This is a genomic window from Shewanella gelidii, from assembly GCF_014647855.1.
Taxonomy (GTDB): domain Bacteria; phylum Pseudomonadota; class Gammaproteobacteria; order Enterobacterales; family Shewanellaceae; genus Shewanella; species Shewanella gelidii.
This window is the reverse complement of the sequence record NZ_BMPZ01000002.1, coordinates 419,792-444,436: the sequence shown is the minus strand read 5'-3', so window position 1 is coordinate 444,436 and position 24,645 is coordinate 419,792. Positions and strand designations below refer to the sequence as shown.

At 45.0% G+C, this 24,645-nt stretch carries 18 protein-coding genes; 6 read left to right on the top strand and 12 right to left on the bottom strand.

Annotation, left to right across the window (positions count from 1 at the left end):
- Positions 1 to 190 precede the first annotated feature (190 nt).
- Positions 191 to 1,861, top strand: a complete 1,671-nt coding sequence (gene panP / locus IEY18_RS05460; RefSeq protein ID WP_188918618.1) for a pyridoxal-dependent aspartate 1-decarboxylase PanP — start codon at positions 191 to 193, stop codon at positions 1,859 to 1,861.
- A gap of 73 nt (positions 1,862 to 1,934) precedes the next feature.
- Here the strand turns inward: panP and oleD are convergent, their stop codons facing one another.
- The 7 genes from oleD to IEY18_RS05425 all read right to left on the bottom strand — a co-directional run bounded on the left by oleD (position 1,935) and on the right by IEY18_RS05425 (position 12,942).
- A complete protein-coding gene (oleD, locus tag IEY18_RS05455; protein ID WP_188918616.1) occupies positions 1,935 to 3,008 on the bottom strand; it encodes a 2-alkyl-3-oxoalkanoate reductase in 1,074 nt (357 codons plus the stop codon).
- Positions 3,009 to 3,011: 3 nt separating this feature from the next.
- Positions 3,012 to 4,784: an olefin beta-lactone synthetase gene (gene oleC / locus IEY18_RS05450; RefSeq protein ID WP_229779765.1), complete on the bottom strand. Its 1,773-nt coding sequence runs from the start codon at positions 4,782 to 4,784 to the stop codon at positions 3,012 to 3,014.
- Between the two features lie 44 nt (positions 4,785 to 4,828).
- Positions 4,829 to 5,740 (bottom strand): alpha/beta fold hydrolase, encoded by a 912-nt coding sequence (locus tag IEY18_RS05445; protein ID WP_188918612.1) that lies wholly within the window; start codon positions 5,738 to 5,740, stop codon positions 4,829 to 4,831.
- A 121-nt stretch (positions 5,741 to 5,861) separates the two neighbouring features.
- Positions 5,862 to 6,911 carry a 3-oxoacyl-ACP synthase III gene (locus IEY18_RS05440; protein ID WP_188918610.1) on the bottom strand — a complete coding sequence of 350 codons (1,050 nt, stop codon included), beginning with the start codon at positions 6,909 to 6,911 and terminating at the stop codon, positions 5,862 to 5,864.
- A 224-nt stretch (positions 6,912 to 7,135) separates the two neighbouring features.
- Positions 7,136 to 8,626 (bottom strand): methyltransferase, encoded by a 1,491-nt coding sequence (locus IEY18_RS05435; protein WP_229779745.1) that lies wholly within the window; start codon positions 8,624 to 8,626, stop codon positions 7,136 to 7,138.
- A 269-nt stretch (positions 8,627 to 8,895) separates the two neighbouring features.
- On the bottom strand, positions 8,896 to 9,966 hold the full coding sequence (locus IEY18_RS05430; protein WP_188918608.1) for a GGDEF domain-containing protein: 1,071 nt from the start codon (positions 9,964 to 9,966) through the stop codon (positions 8,896 to 8,898).
- 270 nt (positions 9,967 to 10,236) lie between these two features.
- Positions 10,237 to 12,942, bottom strand: a complete 2,706-nt coding sequence (locus IEY18_RS05425; RefSeq protein ID WP_229779744.1) for a DEAD/DEAH box helicase — start codon at positions 12,940 to 12,942, stop codon at positions 10,237 to 10,239.
- A 510-nt stretch (positions 12,943 to 13,452) separates the two neighbouring features.
- Between IEY18_RS05425 and IEY18_RS05420 the strand changes: the two genes are divergently transcribed.
- Entirely contained in the window at positions 13,453 to 13,701 is a 249-nt protein-coding gene (locus tag IEY18_RS05420) for a DUF1289 domain-containing protein (protein WP_188918604.1), read from the top strand.
- Between the two features lie 23 nt (positions 13,702 to 13,724).
- Here IEY18_RS05420 and IEY18_RS05415 read toward each other — a convergent pair whose 3' ends face one another.
- A complete protein-coding gene (locus IEY18_RS05415; protein WP_188918602.1) occupies positions 13,725 to 14,102 on the bottom strand; it encodes a YajD family HNH nuclease in 378 nt (125 codons plus the stop codon).
- 239 nt (positions 14,103 to 14,341) lie between these two features.
- On the opposite strand from IEY18_RS05415, the gene IEY18_RS05410 reads away from it, so the two are divergent.
- The 4 genes from IEY18_RS05410 (at position 14,342) to IEY18_RS05395 (ending at position 18,838) form a co-directional block, all read left to right on the top strand.
- A complete protein-coding gene (locus IEY18_RS05410; RefSeq protein ID WP_188918600.1) occupies positions 14,342 to 15,349 on the top strand; it encodes an ABC transporter substrate-binding protein in 1,008 nt (335 codons plus the stop codon).
- 145 nt (positions 15,350 to 15,494) lie between these two features.
- Positions 15,495 to 16,394: an ABC transporter permease gene (locus IEY18_RS05405; protein WP_188918598.1), complete on the top strand. Its 900-nt coding sequence runs from the start codon at positions 15,495 to 15,497 to the stop codon at positions 16,392 to 16,394.
- A complete protein-coding gene (locus tag IEY18_RS05400; RefSeq protein ID WP_188918596.1) occupies positions 16,387 to 17,616 on the top strand; it encodes a quaternary amine ABC transporter ATP-binding protein in 1,230 nt (409 codons plus the stop codon). The genes IEY18_RS05405 and IEY18_RS05400 overlap by 8 nt, the downstream gene beginning before the upstream one ends.
- 7 nt (positions 17,617 to 17,623) lie before the next feature.
- Positions 17,624 to 18,838: a carbohydrate porin gene (locus tag IEY18_RS05395; protein ID WP_188919174.1), complete on the top strand. Its 1,215-nt coding sequence runs from the start codon at positions 17,624 to 17,626 to the stop codon at positions 18,836 to 18,838.
- 107 nt (positions 18,839 to 18,945) lie between these two features.
- On the opposite strand, the gene phoU is transcribed toward IEY18_RS05395, so the two are convergent.
- The 4 genes from phoU to IEY18_RS05375 are packed head-to-tail and all read right to left on the bottom strand — an operon-like array spanning position 18,946 to position 24,510.
- Positions 18,946 to 19,650: a phosphate signaling complex protein PhoU gene (phoU, locus tag IEY18_RS05390; protein WP_188918594.1), complete on the bottom strand. Its 705-nt coding sequence runs from the start codon at positions 19,648 to 19,650 to the stop codon at positions 18,946 to 18,948.
- 37 nt (positions 19,651 to 19,687) lie between these two features.
- The gene (pstB, locus tag IEY18_RS05385) at positions 19,688 to 20,506 is read right to left on the bottom strand and encodes a phosphate ABC transporter ATP-binding protein PstB (RefSeq protein ID WP_188918592.1); all 819 of its coding nucleotides are present in this window, start codon (positions 20,504 to 20,506) and stop codon (positions 19,688 to 19,690) included.
- A 33-nt stretch (positions 20,507 to 20,539) separates the two neighbouring features.
- On the bottom strand, positions 20,540 to 22,192 hold the full coding sequence (gene pstA / locus IEY18_RS05380; protein ID WP_188918590.1) for a phosphate ABC transporter permease PstA: 1,653 nt from the start codon (positions 22,190 to 22,192) through the stop codon (positions 20,540 to 20,542).
- A 59-nt stretch (positions 22,193 to 22,251) separates the two neighbouring features.
- Complete coding sequence (locus IEY18_RS05375) at positions 22,252 to 24,510, bottom strand: ABC transporter permease subunit (RefSeq protein ID WP_188918588.1); 2,259 nt, start codon at positions 24,508 to 24,510, stop codon at positions 22,252 to 22,254.
- Between the last annotated feature and the right edge of the window lie 135 nt (positions 24,511 to 24,645).

Here is a 24,645-nt window from a genome sequence, read left to right as displayed (position 1 = left end):
CAAATAATTAGCCTTTCATTACAGCTCACACGCGCTTTTTTGAACAAACATTTCTGGTTCACGGATTTATCTTTAGCCCTTGATGCGATATAACTCATACAGTAAAGTGAGCACCCTTTAGAAAAATGCTCCATTCTTTACCGCACGACAGATTGAGCACGACACAATAACAATAGAGATGGCCAGTCACATGACATCCAGACACACGCGTCAAGCAACGGCTTCTGAAGAAGCGCTTATGCGCATCTTTACAGTACCCGAAGCTCCCGAGTCCGCGTTAAGCATCATTGAGCAACGCCTGTCAGAAAATCTTACTGGTTTTCTGGGTGAGAGCATTGTCGCGGTAGAAAAGCCGCTTTCCTCAATTGAGCAGGATTTTCTGACGCATGAAATTCCGCAGTTACCGAGTTTTGTATCCGATTATGCTGATGAAATGATGCAGAAATTGGTTGCCCACTCGGTACATACTGCGTCGCCTAGCTTTATTGGCCATATGACTTCTGCACTCCCCTATTTTGTGTTACCACTTTCGAAAATGATGGTGGGCTTAAACCAAAATCTGGTCAAGATAGAAACGTCTAAAGCATTTACCCCGCTCGAACGCCAAGTGATCGGCATGATGCACCATTTGATTTATGGCCAGTCTGCTAGCTTTTATGAACAGTTAATGCATAGTGCAAACCACGCACTCGGCGCATTTTGTTCTGGCGGCACAGTCGCTAATATCTCTGCTCTATGGATTGCTCGAAACAAACTCCTACAACCCGATGGTGAGTTTACCGGTATTGAGAAACAGGGTTTACATCGTGCACTGCGCCATTACGGATACGATGATTTAGCGATATTGGTTTCTGAGCGAGGCCATTATTCTCTAGGTAAAACTGCTGACCTTTTAGGTATCGGCCGCGATCAAATTATCCAAGTTCCGACCGATGCCGACAATAAAGTTGACGTGACACTCATGCGTCAATATGCACAAAAACTTGCAGCGAAAAACATCAAAGTCATGGCCATTGTGGGCGTCGCGGGTACGACAGAAACTGGAAGCATCGATCCTTTGCCGGAACTCGCAGCATTAGCGCAAGAAATCGATTGTCACTTTCATGTTGATGCAGCATGGGGGGGCGCAACTTTGCTCTCCAGCAAATACCGCGCGTTATTGAAAGGGATCGAGCTAGCAGACTCCGTCACGATTGATGCCCACAAACAAATGTATGTCCCCATGGGCGCTGGAATGGTTATTTTCAAAGATCCGAGTTCAGCAAGCGCGATTGAACACCATGCAGAGTATATATTGCGTCGTGGTTCAAAAGATTTAGGCAGCCAGACCCTAGAAGGCTCTCGCCCAGGCATGGCTATGTTGGTTCATGCCTGTATGAAAATTATTGGCCGCGACGGATACGAGATCTTAATCAATAACAGTATTGAGAAAGCGCGCTACTTTGCCGACCATATCAAACAGCAACCTGACTTTGAATTAGTTACCAATCCAGAATTATGCTTACTCACTTATCGATATGTGCCTATTGCTGTCAGAAACGCGATGGATATTGCCCGTGAACGAGGTGACACTGAGCTATTAGCCCGCTTTAATACACTTCTTGATGGGCTAACCAAGTTTATACAAAAACGCCAACGTGAAAACGGCAAGTCATTTGTATCTCGTACTCGAATTACGCCTGAGCGAGACTTCAAACAACGCATTGTCGTCTTAAGGGTCGTACTCGCAAACCCTTTGACCACCCGTGAAATTTTACACGATATCATTGCCGAGCAACGCCAACTGGCAGAGCAGAATATTCGCTACTTACCGCCGCTCCTAGAGCTAGCGAGCTCAGTAGCAACCCCACAAGCGTGTTGAGCAAATGAAGGCTAGTCGATAAATCCCTATGAAAAAAGGACGCCTTGCGCGTCCTTTTTCATCAATTCATACATTATGATCTTAGCGCTTCTCCTTGAAGCCAATCCTGTAATCGCTTCATCCCCTCATCCATCGAGATTAAAGGTGAGTAATTCAGATCATTCTTTGCCGCACTAATATCAAAATAGTGACTCGTTGATAGCTGCCGCGCGACAAAACGCGTCATCATCGGCTCCTGTTGCTTCCCTAAAGCACGATAGAGGATTTCTAATACTGAACCCACGGCATACGCCAACCGTGCCGGTACACGCTTTGATACCGGTGGCAAAGCCGCTGCGGCAAGAATTCGATTAAGCATTTTTGCCATCGTAATGGGTTCGTCGTTACTCAGGTAGTAAGCTTTACCTGCACATTTAGAATCTGGTGACATTAACTCTAAAGCCGCAAGTAGATGAGCATATGCTGCGTTATCGACAAAAATAGTATCAACTAACTTGTCTTGCTGTCCCACTAACTTTAACCGACCAGCTTTTGCTCTCTCGATAACACGCGGCACGAGGTGTGGGTCTTCCGGGCCCCAAATCAGGTGCGGACGCAATGCAACTGTCTTTAGCCTCGCTGAATTGGCATTAAGCATCAGCTGCTCAGCAATCGCTTTCGACTCACCATAATGATTTAAAAAATGTTCTGCATAAGGCGTAGACTCATCGATCCCAGACTCATCTTGGCCATCAAAGGTTACACTCGGCGTACTGGTGTACACCAAATAATGAATATTAAGCGCTTGGCATGCTTGAACAATATGCGTTGCACCCGCCACATTAGGTGAGAAATAACTCGCTTTGCTCCCCCAAACTCCGGCTTTAGAAGCCACATGAAAAACTAAATCACATCCTTGCATGGCTCGTTCTAATTCGGCTGCATTGGCGATATCGCCTTGGCGCATATCCACTCCAAGAGCTGTCATTTCTGGGTAGCTAGATCGTGCAAAGCCCGTCACTTTGATGCCTTGAGACAATAGACGTAAGCAAATAGATTTCCCTAAAAACCCTCCCGCCCCAGTCACAAATACGCGCTTTACCTTGGGTTTTAAAGCTTTTAATACTTCGACTTCAAGCGGATGTAAGGGAAGTTCCGTCGCAACCATTGGTTATTCCTTTGCGTATTTTTGTGCCCAAACCGCTAATTTTTCACGGAATATTTTCGCATTGTGGCGAATATCTACTGGGAAATCAGGATGGATTAAAAAGCGGTCAATGCCATTGGTTTGAGGGTGCTTTGAAGCCAAATGACATAATTCATTGTAAAGCTTGCCGGTTTCATCACAGCTCACCTCTTGACTCAATTCGATACAGATCAGCGGAGTCGTCACCTCGGCAATTTTTATAGCGACCAATGCTGAACGCTTTACTTTGGGGTGTGTATTGATAATGCGCTCACAAGGAATGGAAAAATAGCGTTTTATACCCGCTGAATTGCCACTGGCACCGTCACATTGTTCGCCATCAAAATCCGCATGAGAATAAATGGCAACATCAACTCGGTGGGCCTTACGACCGCACATCCATAGCAAGCCTTTATCGTCTAAATAGCCTAGATCTCCCATACGATGACGAATAGAGTCACCATCTTGAATTTTAGCAGCCAGAGTCGCACTCTCCCGACAATAGTAGCTTTGACTCACCATGGGACCTTTGACCACAATTTCTCCGATTTGATTTGGAGGGAGCCGCTGCGCATCTTGCCATTGCACAATATCAGATTCATCAATGGCAATGATGTCAATTTCAACGCCAGATATCGGCGAGCCGACACAAATTCCGCCACCATTATCTGTCTTAGCCGTGGTTTCAAATAACGCCTTACTGCCGATTTTACTCAAGGGCAAAGATTCAGTGGCACCATAGGAATTTAAGACTTCTACCCCAGGGTTGAGCATTTTGCTAAAACGCTCAATGGATGCAATTGTGGCTGGTGCCCCCGCGGAAATCACTCGCTGGATACTGGAAAGCTGCCTTGGCGGTGTCGCATCCAAACGCACACCTGCTTGGCCTAACCGCTCAATCAAGGCTGGATTCACAAACATATTGCTGCATTGGTATGCTTCAATGGCAGCAAATAGATAGTCAGGGTTTGCGGTGATCGGCTTACTGGCATCCATATCGGGCACTATCGATGCCATCCCTAGCGCAGGACCAAACAAAGAAAATAGAGGAAATGTCGCCAAATCTCGCTCACCAGGCTTAATTTGGTAATCTCGCGCTAACGCATCAATTTGCGCTTCAAACATTTGATGGCTGTATACCACGCCTTTTGGCGTTCCCGTGCTCCCGCTGGTAAACAATATTGCCGCCATGTCCGCATCTTGCTTCGTCACCATAGGGTACTCAGCTAAATTTGGCTGGCGCATCATTTCACGATAACTGGTATCACAAGCCATCACCGCTGCCAATAGACGTTCAGCTGGAGAATGGTCACCAACCATCACTCGGTGTCGAATACTTGCTTTGCCCCAAGCAAATAATTTTCGAGCGAGATGAGCTTTGGGGATCCCAATAAATGCATCCGGTGCAGACTCAATAAAACACTGCTGTAGGTTTTTCACTCCCATTCCTGGGTCGACCAAGATGGGAACAATACCCGCTTTAAATAGGGCAAACGTCAATTCAAAAAATTCAAGGCTAGGCGTTACCATTAGCACAGCTTTCATCCCAGCTTTTAAGCCCTGCTGATTCAGGGCAAAAGCGAGCTGATCACTGCGGCGATGAAGCTCACCAAAGTTGAGTTCAGCATATTGAGCCGTGGTCGCCTTGCGGCCAAACCGACGGGGATGAGATTGCACAGCGACAGCCAGTTGCTCGGGAAAGTGCTTTGCAGCATGACGTAGATGACGGCAAAGATTGGCTTTGCCGCTATCGGTCATCGACGATGTGTTGATTTGGGGAGCATGGGTTTGTTTTCGGGGCATTAATCTGCCTCCCCAGGGACCTCTTTGGCTTCATGGTTAGACAGAAAGTCTTGAATATGACCAATCACCTCTTCCGCCGCATCTTCTAGAATATAATGACCACAATCAGCAAACTCATGAATTTGCGCATGGGGCATTTTTTGCTTCCAGACATCAAGGAAGTGCTTATCAAAGACAAAATCTTGCAAACCCCAACAAATTAAAGTCGGCACTTGTGCCTCTGCAAACTGTGACAAGCTATTCTCAATGTCGGTAACGAGTTGGTAGTTACGATCTCCGGGCTTTAATGGAATATCTTGCACAAACCGCAAAGTAGAAATTCGATTCGCCCACGAGTTAAAGGGAGCCACATAAGCTTTACGAATATCGGCAGCCATAGGTTTACGCTTGACTCCCACATAGGATGCAGCAGATGAAAATGCATTCAGCCCTCGCACCAGAAGCGTTCCCAATAAGGTATCACGACAAATGCGCAATCCAAGAGGAAACGGCTTGCTTGAAGGCAAATGAAATGCTGCCGTATTGAGAAATACCAGCTGTTTAATTCTATCTGGATGTCGCGCTGCGTAACCCATGCCAATCATCCCCCCCCAATCATGTACAACCAGGGTGATATTCTCTCGAATATTTAAACTCTCAAGCAGCGCCTCTAAATCATCGATACGGCAGCTTAAGGTATAATCATAACCTTGGTCATCGGGCTTATCAGATAAGCCTGTACCAATATGATCAGGCACAACGCATTGATGTGTATCGGCTAAAGCAGTCACGAGATTACGATAGTAAAACGACCAGCTAGGGTTACCGTGTACCATCACGACGGGTTCACCTTGCCCCTCGTTGATGTAATGCAGCTTATGACCATTGCGGTCGAGAAAGTTTCGCTTAAAGGGAAGCAGAGCGTCCAACATGACGTTTCCTATTATAATTAACCCCAGACTTACTCTTGCAATTGGCGTGAGTGAAATTCTGGGGTTACGTTTATTCTTTAACTAATAAGGTCGAATTAATCTGTTCAATCAAGCCGCAGCTTTACCACTTAATACCAAGCATCATGCAGTTTAGTCCGCTACCAATACCGAGGAAACTGACTTGATCGCCACGCTTCAAAAAGCCTTGGTCATGCGCCATTGCGGCGGTCACGGGTAAGGAAACCGTGCCCATATTGCCTAGACGTTGGTAGGTTGGAAACTCTTTCTCTACCGGAATATTTAATGCACTTAACACTTGCTTACGGTTAGAAGCTCCCACTTGGTGGCAAATCACTTTATCCACTTGCTCGACGACCCAGTCCCGTTGAACCAAGAAGTGATCCCATGTTGATTTCGCTAACCCAACGCCTTCTTTCAACAAAGAGACAGCATCGGTACGCATAAATTCACGGTAAAGTTTCTGGCCAGCTTCCTGTAATCCCCACTGACACAAGTTGTGATGCTCGGGTGCCGATAAATGGCTTGCTCCCAGCAACTGGTGCTGACGATCATTCACAAGGGGTAAGCTGCCATCGGTCAAAATAACGGCCACCGCACCTGATCCACCGGTCAAAGTCGCCAGTGATTGTGCAAAATTAGGCATCGTTGGCTCTTGCAACATATTATCAATGGTCACATCAACAATATCCCGCGCTGATTCACAAGATACAACCATGCCAGCTTTTATTTGCCCAAGCTCAATACGATTTGCGATATCTAAGATCCCAGATAAAACACCTAAGCAGGCGTTACTGATGTCATAAATCGCAGTGTCTTGAGACACCCCAAGCTCGGCGGCAATACGACAAGCCGTCGCTGGTTCGTGCTGATCACGGCACACACCGGTATATACCAATGCGCCAATGTCTGCGACATCAATGCCAGTTTCTCGGACAGACTTCTGCGCAGCAGCAATTGCACCATCGGACAACCGATGACCTTTCGGCCACCAGCGACGCTCGGTAATACCGGTCAAAGCAGCCAATTGCCCCATTGGAATGCGAAACTTTTGATAAAGCGGGGTCAAACGAGTTTCCAAATCTGAACTGGAAACTACTTCAGGGGCCAGTTCGTATGCCAGGCTATTAATAAACACGCGGGAATATTTCATGAAACTGTTTTATTTACTCACAATACCCGGTCATATTCACCCGGTACTTAATTGTTATTCTTAACTGGTGCGACATTTGAACAAGAAAAGGCGAATGATTCAATAAAAAACCCAAATTAGTAGCTCGTTCAAAAGCCTTGTCAGCACTATTTTCATTTGCAGCACATTCTACAGCATCTAGATTTAATCAGAAAATCAAAGAATAAAACTGAAGAAACATCATGTTATCCATCATTTACAGCAAAGCTTTGCTCACTCTTGTGCCATGTTGCATGAATTAAAGCATTTCTAGGGGTTAACTGAACGTCACAAAACGCTTGTAACGAAACGCAATAGCCCTGCTCTTCCAGAAAACAGCATCGATCAAGTAGCAACCACAGCTCTATAATTGGCCGGAACAAGTGGGCCACCAGATCAATCCGGCGCGTTAAGCGCTGCCGCTGAATACCCAATAACAGAAATGCATCAAAATCTATCGCGGGGTTCAGCTCCAGATTTTTCTGAGCAGCAGCCCAATGGCAAAACTCAACAAAGTTACCACTTAACTGGCTTTGCTTGACTGTGGGGATGGGTAAATATTCATCCACGCCTCGCGTTTGCCGCTGCAAACTATCAAAAGCAAGCCGCCAAGCCACTTCTTGTAATCGAAGAGCCTGTTGCTTGGGGTTAGCGATCACGCTTTGTTGTAATGGCAATTGTAAATCACGGCGACTAAGCCGCATTGCGCTCGCTTGAGCCACTTCTGATATTGGTTGATAGGTTTTATGTTGGATCAAATGATAACAGCAAGGCGAAAGGCTAACCGCTTGGGTCTGCGCTTGGCTCGCTTGCTTTAGCAATGTCACATGTAAATCACCACAAGCATGCAAAGCAACTGCATGCTGCCGACATTTAAATGGGCTTGGGTGCAGTTGAAATGCATCAGCACAGATAAAAGTTTGCGGTAATTGTTTTTGCAATGCCAATTGCTCCCCGGCATCACATAATTGCGCTTGCCACTCCAAGCTAACCACTGGCACCTGAAAACGACTCGCCAATAAACGCCCTAAATGCCCTTTCCCCGCACACCATTCGAGAACCGGCCGCGAATCACTGGACTGATTGTGAAGAGACTTGTTTTGAGGAAATTTGTTTTGAAGAAGCTTATTCTGACAAAGGCTAGATACATTCTCGCCTTGAATATCATCGTTCTGCTGCGAGTATTGACGGTTTAGATAGCCATCACTGAATTGACTGATGGCATCACTAAACGCGCAAATTTGTTGCCATTTACGCCCTTTAATTCCTGCGCTGAGGCGACTCAACTGCTGGGAAGTAAAATGACTTGCCGTTGAATGAGATACATCAGGGTGCGCTATAGACTGGTCGCAATGGATGCTGCTTCCCCCAGCCACTTGATCCCACGTTCCCTGAAACAAATGCCAACGCCAATCTAACTTGTCAGCGCGAGTTCCACTAGCACTCCTTTGGGTTTGTACCTGTTGGGAGACATCTTGTTTGAGTGCAGGCAGTAACTTCTTTATTAACTGTTCGGCATCGCGATCGATATCATCAATCTGGGCATCTTCGATCGCCCAAACCACCTGACTTAATGCGGGAAAATCACCCTCCCATGGTAAGCCCTTCGCTTCAAAGGGAGCGACTTGCCACAAACAACGACTTTGCAGTAATAGGGTATCCAGTTGGTGAAACAGACGGGAAAATTCAGATTCCAAAAGCAGTAGAACTCAGCGATAAACAAGTGTGAAGATCATATCACAGCAATGCCCATGACGCCTGTCTACACACTCAAGAATCTCTGTTGCAGTTACCGATATAAATAGCTTTTGTCTATATACGGTTCAATCCCAATAATGGGATTGGAAAAACGCCTTTATTTTCTCAAAGCTCAAAGCTCAAAGCTCAAAGCTCAAATTCCATAGTTTATGCTCATAAACTATGGCAATAAACATTGCCATCACTCAAGAGAAATTGTCCATACTGATCAATAACAAATTTTTGAACCTTCGCAGGCTTTCGCGAGGTACATCTGCTCGTCGGCCAAGCGGATGAGCTGCTCATCATCAAATTGGTCATCTGGTTTCAGGCTCGCAATCCCCATACTAAGAGAAGAATCCGGATAACGTTTTTCATATCTATCGATGATGTATTGGCAAATCCGTGCTGCATCAATCAATTTGCACTCAGGTAATATCAAGCAAAACTCATCGCCACCGTAACGACAACAAATGTCCACTTCACGCACACTCTCTTTCATCGCTTGACCAATATGCTTGAGCATTTCATCTCCTTTGATATGCCCTTGCTGATCGTTCACCAATTTAAATTTGTCCACGTCAAAATATACCAGCGATAGCTCCGTCCCACGGCGTTTGGCCGAAGACATTTCTCGCCGCAACCCTTCTTGCATGGCCCGTTGATTGGAAATTCCGGTTAAAGGATCGATTTTCGCTTGTGCCTCAAGCTGTTTAGTACGCTCCTGCACTTTGGCTTCTAGGCTTTTTGCGTACGCCTCTGTCTTGCGTTTGGCAGATTCGATTTCACCGACGAGGCTGTCAATGTAGGTATCAAAAACTAGGGTCGTATCAAAAAAGATGAGCCCGTTCAATGCAGTGACTGTGTCATAGAGCAGATCTTGATCTTTAATATTGTCCCGCAAAATGCTAACTATCAAACCTTTCAGGGTTTTAACCGCTGACAAATACAATTTAGGTTCAACACCGATCCGCTTATGGACGAGACCAATCCGCAATCGGTTGTTCACATATTCACCGTCATAGATCCCAGAAAACAAATCCAATACATAGCGACGCTGAGCATTCGTTAACCGCTGCAGCGTATCGGCATCACCAATCAATAGAGAGATTTCTTCAACGCTGGTTTGACGCTGGTAAAATTCTTCAACAATGAGATCAATATTTGTTTCAATTAAATGCTTTTGATTGGCTATCAGCGTTAGTGATGCTTCATCAAGATCAAGCAGCTTCATACGCGTGTTGATCTCCTCATCATTAATCCGCATTTGTTCTAAAAGCGTTGTATCCGTTCTTCGCATCAGCTAATCCTTACTGAATATATTTATCGATTCTACATCTCTTGCGTAAAAGGCTTCGGTCTTTGCATGAAGATGCAAGGCTCTTGACCTGCCGTAATTAAGGTGATTCATTTTAAGCTCAAGCACTCTCAAGCTTGTTTTAAACTTAACCGCTCGCAAGCATATTTTCAATTTATCAAAAGTAGGGTTCGACTTTTGATTCATGCCTCACCGAGGGACTACCAAGCGAAATCCATAACAATTTCCCGTCCATTAGCTCAACAAGCACGCTTACACAACAGGCACACTTTGGTTCAAACTTACATTCAATTTTGTCGCTATTTGCTGAATACAGGCTTCTTTATCGACAACCCATAAGCCATAGCTCACCGGTAAGACTTCTACACCAGCTCGCTTAAATAATTTATAGGTGTTGAGTTCAAAGAAGTCTTTCCAAGGTCCAGGGAAACCAATCAAGTCAATCGCAAGATATCGGTTCTGGTAACGACACAGAATATCAACTTCGGTTCCTGCAATGGTATACCCGGGCCAAGTTTTGACCTCTAGCATTGCAAGCTCTTTCACAACCTCATTTTGAAACTCATCAAGTTCAGTCACCGTAGAGTGTGTCGCTTCAAACTCATTCATTGTGCCTAAATACCGTCGTAATAAATTGCTTTTTGGCAGCAGCGTTTCATCAATTGACAAAAACAGGATTTGCTTCTGTCTTGCTCTGGTAATCGTCACGTTGAAAACATCGGCTTTGTTCAGGTAAACCGCTGCACGTTTTGATTCATTATCAACAGAGAAAGAGATAAGCATAATGTCTCGTTCTTCTCCCTGAAACCCAAAAGGAGTGGCCGAACGCAGCTTATGCTTGAGAATTTCAGCTTCACTGAAATTGGCCCCAATCTCTTTGGCAATGTATTCCGCTTGATGCCTAAAAGGTGAGATAACTCCAATGCTGTGACAGATACCAGCGCTCAAGTCTTCGCTAACTTGCTCTCGAATAGCGGCGACGACTTGAGCCGCTTCGATATGGTTGATTCCCGAGCTATCACGTACGCCTTCTAACCGATTCAAGTGCAGATGACCACTACTGGTACACGGCCTGTGCTGCATCACCTTGAGTTTGCCCTGATAGAACGACTGATTACTAAAGTGGATTAACTCGGGTTTACTCCGAAAGTGTTCATCCAAGAATGCGAGTTGATCATGGCTACTCAAAGCACTTAAGGTCAGGTCGAGAATGGAGCTATCTCGATAACTCGTTATTCCCTCGGTACTGAGTGACAATTCATATTTCGACATGATCTGCGCTTCTTTGCTTTTTGCTAAGAAGGAGTAATGTCGTAGCTGTTTTGTATCGCCCACCACCATCGCTCTCTTAGCTCTATAGAGCGCGGGCAAGCAACTACTAATATTGCATTGTGTTGCTTCATCGATAATGACCAAATCAAACATTTCAGCTTTCAGCGGCAGCACTCGGTACAAGGTATTTAAGCTGACCAGCCATACGGGAAATGCCGACAGCAATGCTGAATACTCTATGTTGTCAAACAACTCAAATTGCCGCTTGGATGTTCGACTTCTTATCGCTTTATTAAACGCTTGCAATGATTGGCGCTGTGTTTCCACTAAGGTTTTTAAATTGGTATTTTTAAGTGCGCTGAGATAACCGCTTGCGAGTTGCTCCCTACTTTCATGTTGATTAATGATGTCATTTAGCGACGACCACTGCATGACGAGTTTGCGAATGCCACTGGTCGCCAAGGCTAAGTAGAGCCGCTTCACCCATTGGATATCGCGCTCTTCTAGCCCTTTTAAGCGTTGGCCTCTCACAATTGCTTTATGGCAAAACTTCACAAAACGAGCTTCTGCTTTATCAAGTGAACGATTGAGCTTTTTAAGTTCCGACTCACGTGCAAGCGGTTCTTGGTTTAATTCTTCGTTGAAATACCCTGATAATAGATCAGCAATATAGCTTTTTAGCTTCTTTAAAAACTCTTTCTGCCCTGCTCTGATAGATACATCACTAAGGCCAAAATTCTCATCCAACTTGTCTGCAATGACGTCTAATGCCGCATCATTGTTCGCGACAATCAGCACAGATTCCCCTCTTGCCATATGCTCTGCGGCAATCGCAGCGATAGTATAGCTCTTTCCGGTACCCGGCGGCCCAGAAGCGCAACCTAAACTGGCATTGGCCGCAATAGATATAATTTTCTTTTGCGGCGTCGACAATAGACCTGGTAGGTAATTGAACTTCAATGGTTTACTGGCTTGAGCTGGGGCCTTCGGGGAAAAAAGGTGATTGATTGGTGATGACAATTGCGGAGACTCAATCAGCTCTTCTAATTCATGTAGCACGCCTCGGCTGCTGGTCGAACGCTCCACAAAAACTAACATCGATGCAGGCAGTAGTGTGGCTGTTTTTCGCCTCAGGGCACGCTTAATTTCATCATTGCCTACCAAGTTCGGAAACTTTAGTAGCTCAAGAGAATTAAGCGCTAACGGGCAGTCTTTAAGCCATGATGTCCATAAGGAAGGCGATTGAATATGCGTCATATTATCGACGACGGGCATGGTATGCCCTTCTGGCATCAGCAATTCTATTAACGATTCATTGATCTCTGGCGCAGGGTTGTTCACTGAGAAGTAATAATAATCGTCTTCTTTATCGATTGTTGCTTCGTTAAATAAAAGTGGTGATACGACTTGCTTCATCTCTCCTTTTATTTCTACCTTCCCTACCAAGATAAAGCTCGCGTAAAGCAGCACTCGCTCGCGTTGATAGACCTCAACACGCTTCATCATCTGCTCGCCAAAACTGCTTGGAATTGGCAGACGAGGGAGGAAACCGGTGCCCAAGTCATCTTGGCCTTCTAGCACCAGTCGATCTTCATCTTTCAGCTTATTCAGGTTCCACAAATTTAGATCGGCACTATCTTCTTTATAGCAATCACGGTAGTAGGAAAGAATATTGGGGAGGCTCAAGGGCAAAATTCCATTTTAAGTTCGTGTGTAGCACTTCAATCTAGGAGAAACCCCAGATCATTCCTTTTACAGTCAATAACTAGGCATCCACGATACAGTGAGAGCAAATCAACTTCGCTAACAACAAGCGGAAAATGCAGTATGTGAACACAAGAATACTACACGACTTTGCCACCTAGCAATGTTCCTTCATTCACAAAAACACCCTATTTCTCTTATACTTGTTACGAAATAAATGCCCAAACGTTATCAGCATTTTGAAACACAACGAATACAGCTAGGACACTTCTCCACGGTTTATTGTGTCGTTAGCCGCAACCCGATGCCATGCAGCCAATTTATATGGTTTCCAGCACCTCGTTGGCAATATGTGCACCATTGCATGGGATTGAATTTGTGTGATTAAACCACTTTCACTAAAACAAAATAATACAGGAGGATTCGCGCTTGCCTCTTGAATACATGCCATACATGATGCTTAATAAGTAAAAACTAAAAAGGAATTTTTGAATGCTATCCCCTTGTGTTGCACGCTGTGGCTTAAATGATGACAACTATTGTATGGGCTGCTACCGGCATATCGATGAGATTGTTGGGTGGGGACAAGCTGACGAATCTCGCCAACAGGCAATTATTAGCGCACTTGCAGAACGAAAACAGAAATATGAAGGGATGGTAAACCAGAAGACACTCAATCGAGAGCAATGGCTTGCTTCTGAGTCCAGAATTGCAAACCATTCAAATAAATCTAAAAACTAGCTAAAAAATAATGCCGTGCAAGGTTATTTTTTATTTCCCATCATCGCTTTCAGATCTGCAAATGGGTTGTGTGTCGCGGCTTCAACTTGATTCTCTTGAGTCGAACCGTATTGAATCAGCTCTTCATATTTAGAATGCTCATTGTCATGACAATACAAACACAATAGTTCCCAATTTGAGCCGTCTGAAGGGTTATTATCATGGTTATGATCCACGTGATGCACCGTGAGTTCACTTAAATTTTTATGCGTAAACTCTCGCGTACAGCGACCACAAATCCACGGATAAAGCTTTAATGCTTGCTCGCGATATCCCTTTTCTCGATTTTGCTTATATTCACGTGCTTCGGCTAGCACTTTATCTAATTTACTCTGCTCTTGACTCACGTTTTTCTTCGCCATTTTCGAAATTTATCAAATAATTATAGCATGGCACCTCACCTATAAAAGCGCGCTTTAAACACTTTTTAGGTCAAAGCTACAAAATAATTAGCCTATATAAAAAAAGCTTATAGTACATAACCTTACCTTATAAAGGTGACTGCCAAAAGTCATAACAAAAGTCAATCACTTTTGACTTACAATGGTCTGATCTGTATGGTCTGCGACAAAATAAAATTCAATTTGAGTATGAGGCTCTTATGAAAAAGACTTTATTGGTCGCTGGATTCCTAATGGGCTCACTACTTAATCCGCCTGCTTTTGCTGCTGAACAATGTGGCAAAGTCACCATTGCCGACATGAACTGGAGCTCAGCTTCATTAATGGCAAATGTCGATAGATTTATCCTAGAGCACGGTTATGGCTGTGAAGCTGAACTGGTACCTGGCGACACCATGCCAACAAGCACATCTATGATTGAAAAAGGCGAACCAGATATTGCCCCAGAGATGTGGAACAATAGTGTAAAAGAACTCATCGAAAAAGGCGTCGCCGCTAAGCGAATCGCAGTCACGGCACCATCACTTGCAGACGGCGGTGAAGAAGGTTTTTGGGTACCCCAATACATGGTCGATAAAGACCCAAGCTTAGCAACAATCGCAGGGGTCATGGCAAATGCCGCGTTATTTGAACACCCTGAAGATGACGATAGGTCAGCATTTTATGGTTGTCCTGCTGGGTGGGGTTGTCAGCTTTCTGCAGAAAACTTATATCGTGCACTTGATTTAGAAAGTGCTGGCTTTGATCTGATTGATCCGGGTTCAGGTGCAGGTCTTGCTGGTGCCATTGCTCGCGCATACGAACGCAATAAACCTTGGTTTGGTTATTACTGGGCCCCCACCGCTGTACTGGGTAAGTACAAGATGGTTAAGGTTGATTTTGGTACTGGTGTAGATGTTGAGCACTTTAGAAACTGTATCGGTCAAGCCGAGTGCGAAAACCCAAGAGTCTCTATGTATCCTTCAGCAGACGTGAATACGGTCGTTACGACCGAGTTTGCAGAGAGCTCCCCAATCATTGTCGAGTACCTGACCAAGCGCGCGTTCACCAATGCTCAAATGAACGAACTTCTCGCATGGATGGAAGACAACCAAGCTGACGGTATGATTGCCGCTGAGCATTTCCTTTTAAATAGCCCTGAGCTTTGGTCACAGTGGGTGTCCGCTGATGTTGCTAAAAAAGTTACGGCTGCTGTTAACGATTTATAATCGATTTTAAAAGCGAGGTCCTATTGGGCCTCGCTTTTTTTATGCGCCAAATATAGACCAAAATCAGGTTTATAGTTTCATTTTTTGACTCGTCCCCATGAGTTAAATGCATTTGTTAATTTTTTAGATTAGAGGTTAAATACCTATGGCTGACTCTTCTTGGCTCAGCAAGTTTCCGAAGATGGATCGCTCTACGCTTTTGGAAATCCGCAAAACCCTTGATGGACTCTACCGCGACTTTTCCCGTGAATACGGTGATTTAATTGAGTCATTTTTTGACCCACTCCTCGACTTTTTGATTTGGTTCGAAAAGTTGCTTGTTCAGTCGCCTTGGTGGGCGGTACTCATATGTATCACTGGCTTTGTTTATATGGCCAGTCGCTCGAAAAAACTCTCTGTAGGTGTCGTTGTTGCATTTTTGCTCATCGGTTACTTTGGCATGTGGCAAGACACGATGCGAACCCTCAGCATTATTACCGTGTGTACTTTGCTCGCTATAGCCCTGGGAGTCCCTATCGGCATTCTGATGGCGCGATCTAATCGCGTGCAATCCGTCGTCACACCAATATTAGATGTAATGCAAACCATGCCGGCATTCGTATACCTGATCCCTGTCGTAATGTTACTGGGCATCGGTAAAGTACCTGGTGTTATCGCGGTCATCATTTATGCCATTCCACCGGTGATACGACTTACAAACCTTGGCATACGCCTCGTCAATAAAGAAGTACTTGAAGCAGCAACGGCATACGGCGCTACCCCGATGCAACGACTGCTTGGCGTTCAATTGCCCTTAGCCGGTCCCACGATCATGGCCGGTATAAACCAAACCATTATGATGGCACTCGCCATGGTGGTAATCGCCTCGATGATCGGTGTGAAAGGTTTGGGCCAACCGGTTCTAAAATCTATTACCAATCAATACTTCACCCTCGGCTTATTTAACGGATTAGCAATTGTTGCTTTAGCAATTATTTTCGACCGTACATCTCAGGCCTATGCCAAACGCACACAAAAACATGTTCAGGGCGGTCACCATGACTAATCAACAAAACAAACCCGTCATTCAAGTGAGAGACCTTTACAAAGTTTTTGGTAAGCATCCAGCGAAAGTGATGCCAATGGTCAAAGAAGGGTTAGCGAAAGATGAGGTTTTTGCTAAAACCAATCATAACGTAGGTTTACGCTCGATTAATTTAGATATTGAGCGCGGCGAAATCTTCGTCATCATGGGCTTATCAGGCTCAGGGAAATCGACCCTGATCCGCCACTTCAATCGGCTTATAGAGCCAACTGAAGGCAAAATTTTGGTAGAAGATGTGGACGTCATGAAGCTCTCACCAAAAGAGCTAGAAACGTTTCGTCGTTACAAAATGTCCATGGTATTCCAAAGCTTTGGTCTATTACCCCATCACACTGTCATTGATAACGTTGCATACGGTTTATCTATTCAAGGCGTTGACAAAGCAACGCGCAATGCCAAAGCACATCAGTGGTTAGAGACCGTAGGCCTCAAAGGTTATGACGATCAATACCCCGCACAACTTTCGGGTGGTCAACAGCAACGTGTCGGGTTAGCACGCGCATTGTGCACCGATGCGGAAATCTTGTTAATGGACGAAGCATTTTCGGCACTTGACCCGTTAATCCGCAGTGAAATGCAAGATCAGCTCATCGAGCTCCAGAAAGATCTCAACAAAACCATTATCTTTATTACACATGATCTTGATGAAGCCCTGCGTATTGGCGACCGCATTGCAATCCTTAAAGATGGCAATCTGGTTCAAGTCGGTAAGCCCGTTGATATCTTGCTTAACCCAGCGGATGACTATGTTGAAGCATTTGTAAAAGACGTGAATCGTCCGCGCGCTTTAACCGTAGAAACCGTCATGCGCCCGCCAGCGCACCGCCTCACCGCAGATACCATTGGCGAGGCACTCAAAGAAATGAAGCGTATTCCGTCTAACTACGCATACTATATCAACGAAGATGGTTTCCAAGGCGTTGTCTGTCAAGAAGCGTTAGAAGAAGCCGCAAAAGATGATTTAAAAGCGCCGATGGATGAATTTGACACCGAAGGCGTTGAACCCGTCTTACCGGGGGCGTCACTGGAAAGTATCATCCCTGAGACCTTAGAAGCAGACTTCCCTATCCCTGTTGTTGATGCAGATGGTGACCTTCAAGGTGAATTATCACGAACACATCTTGCAGGAGTCCTTTCGGACTTCTACGAGACCGAAGAAACACAACAATCTGAAAAACAATAGGATAATCATAATGCGCACTACCCTAGCCATGTCGTTGGTCGCCTTAGCGCTTGCGTCTAATGCAAACGCAAATACGGTTGACCAAGAGCTTGAGTCGCTAAAAGCAAGAATTGCCCAGCTTGAATCAGACAAAGCAAATGAAGAAGCTGCTGCTGAGACAAAAACGAAACTGAACATAGGTGGCGCAGCTCGCTTTCAATATGCCTACCTAGACTACAGTGAGAGTAACAAAGACCGCGGTGGCGATTTTGACTTTGATGTTTTCCGCCTTGATGTGGATGGTTCACACGGCGACCTACTTTTCTCTGCTCAGTATCGCTGGCACCAATACATGGATATCGTCCATCACGCTTGGGTTGGTTACGACTTTGACGAAAAGCAGCAAGGTAAAATTGGTATCACTCAAGTGCCATTTGGCATCTTAACGTGGGCATCAAACAGCTTTTTCTTCAGTTCAAACTTCTATACTGGTTTAGAAGATGACTACGATTTCGGTCTCAACTACACCTACAAAACAGATATAAATCGTTTTGATTTTGCTTTCTACAAGAATGATGAGCTCGGCGGCATCGACGGTTATGTTTCTGACCGCACTGAACGTTATTCGTATGACGTTATTGGCGTGCGCGCTGACGGCGAAGGCACTTATGATGCACCAAGCATTGAAGTGGGTGAAACAAACACCCTTAACCTACGTTACGTACACAACTTTAAGTTTGATGATGTGGCACTGGAGCTCGGTGCTTCGGGTCAAATGGGTCAACTTGAATTTGCTGATAACACAGATGGCGATCACACCGCTGCAGCTATTCACGGCGTCGTCAATTACGATCGCTGGAATGTGAAACTACAGCTCACTGATTATGAATATGACGTGGAAGGTATGGATGTTGAGCAAATGGTTGTAGGTGCGTATGCGTTCTACGATTCAATTCCTGCAGAAGCAACCAGCTATATGGCAAACGTGGCGTACAGTCTTCCTGTTGAGCTAGGTCCGATTTCTAACCTAACCTTCTACAATGATTACACGGTCGTAACTGACAAACCCGGTGCACTAAAAGACACCTTTATGAACGTTACCGGTGTTGCCATTACCTCAGGTGGACTATACACCTACGTTGATTTCGTTGTCGCTGAGAACCAGCCGTTTATTGGCGGCAGCATGGTCGGCGACGGTGATACCAACAAGCGCCTTAATATCAACTTTGGTTATTACTTCTAAGTTGAACAAGCTTTAGCATATGGGGCCTCGCCGCCCCAACAAAAAAGCCGGCATGGTTTCAAATTCGTTTTTGAAATCATGCCGGCTTTTTAATTAAAAATTTGGCCTTAGAACTCTTTTTCCATATCTTCATAAGAAATATGTCGCACATCTTTACCTTTGACGTAGTAAATAATGTACTCACAAATATTCTTACAACGATCACCCACACGCTCGACTGCACGCGCAGCCCAAAGCACATCGAGGATATCTGGAATTGAGCGCGGGTCTTCCATCATAAACGTCATTAGTTGACGGATAATCCCCTCATACTCTTTATCAATTTTAGCGTCAGACTTATGTAGCTCTAACGCGGCATCCGCATCCATACGTGCTAATGCATCTAGGGTAGAGTTGAGTGTACGAGAGGCATGTCGTCCCATATTCTCAATGCTGACCAACAGCGGTTTTTGAGCATTAAGATCTTTATCTAATGCTGCTTTGGCAATGCGTGTACATGAATCGCCAATTCTTTCAAGATCGGTGATGGTTTTTGAAATCGCAATAATCAGGCGCAAATCGCTCGCTGCAGGCTGACGCTTCGCAATAATACGGGTGCACTCTTCATCAATCGAGACTTCCATACCATTCACTTTATGGTCACCACTTATCACTTTCTGCGCAAGTTCAGCATCCATAGCAATTAATGCATTCAAGGCACTTTCGAGCTGCTGTTCAACCAAACCACCCATGGCCAATACTCGGTTGCGAATGTCTTCTAGCTCTGCGTTAAACTGACCTGAAATATGCTTATTTGGATTGATATTTTCCATAAAAATCGAACCTTTTCCTCATTCAAATTGAAGTCGCTTAACCGTAGCGTCCAGTAATGTAATCTTCCGTCTTACGTTTCGTTGGCGTGGTAAAGATCGTATTGGTGTCTGCATATTCGATAAGCTCACCCATATACATAAACGCTGTTTGATCAGAAACACGAGCCGCTTGTTGCATATTGTGCGTCACAATGACGACGGTGTATTTAGACTTCAAATCAGAGATCAATTCTTCAATCGTTAGCGTTGAAATCGGGTCAAGCGCTGACGTTGGTTCATCCAAAAGTAAAACTTCGGGCTCAATCGCAATCGCGCGAGCAATCACCAAACGTTGTTGCTGACCGCCTGAAAGACCAAATGCGTTGTCATGCAAACGATCTTTTACTTCATCCCATATCGCAGCGCCGCGCAGTGACCGCTCCGCAGCCTCATCCAGTTTGCGGCGGTCATTGACACCTTGAAGACGTAAACCATAAACCACATTCTCATAAATTGACTTCGGGAATGGGTTTGGGCGCTGGAATACCATACCGACATTACGGCGTAGCGCAGCGACATCTACTTTTTTGTCATAAATATTTTGACCATGCAGCAGGATTTCACCTTGAATATTGCACGTCTCAACCAAGTCATTCATACGGTTTATACAGCGTAATAAAGTAGATTTACCACAACCACTTGGTCCAATAAAAGCAGTCACTTGCTTCTTCGGGATCTTCATCGAAACATTGAACAAAGCTTGCTTGTCGCCATAGCTTAAATTCAAGTCACGGATCTCAAGAGCGGTTTGCTCTTGGCTTAAGTTTTCTAAGTCAATTTTTGGGGTATTCATTACTGATGAATCTATAGCAATCATGTTCTGTCCTAATTAATTCAGGATAATCGTTAATTAATGCTCAAGCGAACGAAATTTTTCGCGTAAATGGTTTCGCACACTAATGGCCGTTAGGTTTAACGCCACAATGACAGACACCAGCAAGAAAGAAGTCGCATACACCAATGGGCGCGCTGCTTCTACGTTCGGGCTTTGGAAGCCCACATCATAAATATGGAAGCCTAAGTGCATGAACTTACGCTCTAAATGCACAAACGGGAAGTTCATATCAATCGGTAGAGTCGGTGCAAGCTTAACCACGCCAACCAACATTAATGGCGCAACCTCACCCGCAGCACGGGCAACGGCTAAAATTAATCCGGTCATAATTGCAGGACTCGCCATCGGGATAACAATGCGCCACAGGGTTTCAGCCTTAGTTGCACCAAGCGCTAAGCTTCCTTGGCGCACAGCACTTGGGATCCGGCTTAGGCCTTCTTCCGTTGAAACAATCACAACCGGTAATGTCAAAATTGCGAGGGTCAGTGCTGACCAAATAACACCTGGAGAGCCAAATGTCGGTGCAGGTAATGCTTCTGGGTAAAACAATTGGTCAAGAGAGCCACCAACCATATAGACAAAGAACCCAAGTCCAAATACACCATAAACAATTGACGGTACACCCGCTAAGTTAATCACGGCAATGCGGATCATTTTAGTAATAGGGCCTTTCTTCGCATATTCATGAAGATAAATAGCAGCGACCACACCAAATGGAGTAACGATGACAGCCATCAACATTACCATAAATACGGTACCAAAAATCGCTGGGAATACACCGCCTTCGGTATTCGCTTCGCGAGGATCATCACTTAAGAACCGACCAACGCCAACAAACCAGTGTCCTACTTTTTCGATAGCAGACAAACGATTCGTATAGCTGACGTCGATAATGCTATCGAGCTTTAGCGTGACATCTTGACCACGCATATCCTTGACAATTACTGCATCACGCCCAGCTTGATCACGCAAAGAAAATAGCTCTTTTTCTAGAACAAGGTAATCATCATTCAGTTGCTTGGTTTGGTCGATAATTTCTTGTTTACGAGTCGCGGTTAAGTCACCATCAAGCTCATAGCCTCGTTCTTTGAGGCGTAATCTCTCCAACTCGTAGTTGATAGTACCAATATCGCTTTTTTGTAGATCTAAGGCTCGTGCCGTCAAGTCTGATGAACGCTCAATCAGTTGCATTAACTTCTCTTGCACACCTTCGCCATCTATGCGTTTACCCGCTTCAACTACGGCGATTGGATAACCATAAAAGTTACCATTTTTAGTCCGCTCTAAAACGGCCACATCAGAAGGTTCTTCACGAGAAATGATGTCAGTCGCAAGAATCCATCTAAAATCTAACCCAACAAATTCACGGTTACCGGTTTTCACAAGGTAACGTTTAACCGTGTCCCCTGGGTGTTCGTTAAACTTGTGGCCAGCGGATACCAAGCGCTCAGTTGGTACCTCTTCAACATCATAAATCTCACCGATGAGAATAGATCGCTCACCTTGCTGGTTTTGCAACTCCCATTGATAAACGGTTGCTGGCCAGAAGTAGCTCAAGCCACGCCAAGCAATTAATAGCAATAGCCCCAATACCGCAATCAAACTGAGACTCACTGCGCCGCCAGTCATCCAAATCCATGGAGAGCCTGATTTAAACCACTTACCCATTGTAAGCACCCCTTTGGATCTCTGGAAAAATAACTAAATGCTTCATTTAAAATCCCCTATCACAGTGAGCTGTAGCGTTCACGCAGGCGTTGACGAACAACTTCTGCGATAGTGTTAAACAAGAAAGTAAAGATAAAGAGCACAAATGCCGCGAGAAATAGTACTCGGTAATGGGAGCTACCAATTGCAGACTCAGGCATTTCAACCGCAATGTTTGCAGCAAGCGTTCTCATGCCTTCAAACACACTCCACTCCATAATTGCCGTGTTACCTGTGGCCATAAGCACAATCATGGTTTCACCCACCGCACGCCCAACGCCCATCATGACGGCAGAGAAAATACCTGGGCTTGCCGTAAGCAATACCACACGCGTCAGGGTTTGCCACTGAGTTGCACCCAACGCCAAACTACCATTCGATAAATGACGTGGCACCGAGAACACTGCATCTTCAGCAATAGTGAAAATGGTCGGAATGACAGCAAAGCCCATTGCGATCCCCACCACTAAAGCATTTCGCTGGTCAAAGGTAATACCTAGCGTATTGGTAATAAACTGACGTGTATCGCCACCAAAGAGTGCAATTTCAATCGTCGGGCTAATCGCAAACGATGCCCAGCCAACAAAACACAGCACAGGGATCAACATCAGCTCTTGATAAGTATCAGGGAAACGCTGCTTCACCGAAGCTGGCAAGTTATGCCAAATAAATGCAGTACCGAGAATAGAGAGTGGTAGCAGGGTTATCATCAATAAAATGCCCGGCAAATGTTCTTCAATTAACGGCGCTAACCAAAGTCCAGCTAAGAAACCTAGGATTACGGTTGGCAATGCTTCCATAATCTCAATGGTTGGCTTAATAAAACTACGAACCGAAGGAGACATAAAGTATGCGGTATAGATTGCCCCAGCAATCGCAAGCGGTGTTGCGAACAGCATGGCATAAAATGCAGCTTTCATGGTGCCAAATGCCAATGGCATTAAGCTAAGTTTCGCTTCAAAGTCATCGGAGCCTGAAGTCGACTGCCAAACAAATTTCGGCTCGGGATATCCTTCGTACCAAACCTTGTGCCATAACGCACTCCATGACACTTCAGGGTGAGTATTCGACACACTAAATAGGTGCAGCTGGTTGCCCGCCTCAACCACTAATGCATTTGAACGCGGGCTAAAACCAAGGGTTTTCGGCTGAGCGATATCAAATTTTTCTTGGAACACCTGGCGTTCACTGGTCGTATAAAGCAATGTCAGTTCACCTTGCTCACTGACCACGGCAAAGCTCTTTCGGTAAAACTCTGTGGTGGCACTCGCGACGCCTTCTAAACCGTCGAAACTACGAATTTCTTCATAAAGCCGGCCTTTATCACTACGAACTTGAAACAGCTGTATCACTTCACCGTCGCTATAACTTACAAGCAGTGAGCTCGCACCCGCCAAAAGACTCACGTTAGTAATTTTTGCTTTGCCATGAGTCATATCAATAACTTGAAGAAGGCTAACTTCATCAATATCTCGAATATCATAGACAAAGATTTTGTTTCCCGTTTGCAACATCAATTGACGCTGATCCGGGGTAATAAAATAGTTCTCCACTTGAGTCGGCGCATCTTCAATCACCACTTGCGTTGCAACCCACTCGACCTCTTCGGTCATCATGTTTTCTTCACCTTCAAGGCGATTAACATGCCAGACATTTACGTCATCTTGGTATGCAAATGTCATAAAGTCGCTAGCATATACATAGGCGAGACGATTGAGACGATGACCTTGCTCATCAACTGTCATAGGTTGCGAGCCAGCAGGAAATCCAATTTTTGGTGTAATGGTGCGCACATTGTTCGGATACGTCACACCGAACTCTACATTCACCATCAATACCTGGCCATTACTTAAGCCCAATGCAAAACCCTGCTCCGCAGGAGAAGAAGCCGCACTGCTCACCACCTCAACGCCCTCAGGAAGCTGAGGTTGATAATGGAGAATTTCTTGCTGGGTATTGACACGATAGAACTTGGTTTCACCCGATGGCGCAACACGATACATAATTTCGTTTTGCTCATCTGTACCAACCAACAATGCCTTTTCACTCCCTTGAGCAAGTTCAATTTGCGTCACGGGTGTCACTTGGGCACTATCAAAAATTGGCTTAACGACATACAGTAAATAGAAAAAAATCAGCAACAAAGCAACAAACACCATGGTACCACCGACTGTGACTCCCCATCGTGCTGCTTTGTCCTTAAATGCTCTGCGGCTTGCGCCTTCGCCCATTAAGATTGAGCTAGTTGCAGGAACAGGTGAAGAAACCTGATTTTCCATTAAGAACCTCTATTATTAATAAATCTAACGACTGAATCTGAGTTTTATTCGCTTGTATTCACAGGGTGTGAGGGACACAATCGAGTAATAAAATCAGGCGCTATGCTAAGTGGCGCTGATTATATGACGCAAAGA

Bases quoted from the DNA above. Each gene is read 5' to 3' on its own strand.
- panP (WP_188918618.1), top strand. From the start codon at position 191: ATGACATCCAGACACACGCGTCAAGCAACGGCTTCTGAAGAAGCGCTT.
- oleD (WP_188918616.1), bottom strand. From the start codon at position 3,008: ATGGTTGCGACGGAACTTCCCTTACATCCGCTTGAAGTCGAAGTATTA.
- oleC (WP_229779765.1), bottom strand. From the start codon at position 4,784: ATGACCGATAGCGGCAAAGCCAATCTTTGCCGTCATCTACGTCATGCT.
- IEY18_RS05445 (WP_188918612.1), bottom strand. From the start codon at position 5,740: ATGTTGGACGCTCTGCTTCCCTTTAAGCGAAACTTTCTCGACCGCAAT.
- IEY18_RS05440 (WP_188918610.1), bottom strand. From the start codon at position 6,911: ATGAAATATTCCCGCGTGTTTATTAATAGCCTGGCATACGAACTGGCC.
- IEY18_RS05430 (WP_188918608.1), bottom strand. From the start codon at position 9,966: ATGCGAAGAACGGATACAACGCTTTTAGAACAAATGCGGATTAATGAT.
- IEY18_RS05420 (WP_188918604.1), top strand. From the start codon at position 13,453: ATGCTATCCCCTTGTGTTGCACGCTGTGGCTTAAATGATGACAACTAT.
- IEY18_RS05415 (WP_188918602.1), bottom strand. From the start codon at position 14,102: ATGGCGAAGAAAAACGTGAGTCAAGAGCAGAGTAAATTAGATAAAGTG.
- IEY18_RS05410 (WP_188918600.1), top strand. From the start codon at position 14,342: ATGAAAAAGACTTTATTGGTCGCTGGATTCCTAATGGGCTCACTACTT.
- IEY18_RS05405 (WP_188918598.1), top strand. From the start codon at position 15,495: ATGGCTGACTCTTCTTGGCTCAGCAAGTTTCCGAAGATGGATCGCTCT.
- IEY18_RS05400 (WP_188918596.1), top strand. From the start codon at position 16,387: ATGACTAATCAACAAAACAAACCCGTCATTCAAGTGAGAGACCTTTAC.
- phoU (WP_188918594.1), bottom strand. From the start codon at position 19,650: ATGGAAAATATCAATCCAAATAAGCATATTTCAGGTCAGTTTAACGCA.
- pstB (WP_188918592.1), bottom strand. From the start codon at position 20,506: ATGATTGCTATAGATTCATCAGTAATGAATACCCCAAAAATTGACTTA.
- pstA (WP_188918590.1), bottom strand. From the start codon at position 22,192: ATGGGTAAGTGGTTTAAATCAGGCTCTCCATGGATTTGGATGACTGGC.
- IEY18_RS05375 (WP_188918588.1), bottom strand. From the start codon at position 24,510: ATGGAAAATCAGGTTTCTTCACCTGTTCCTGCAACTAGCTCAATCTTA.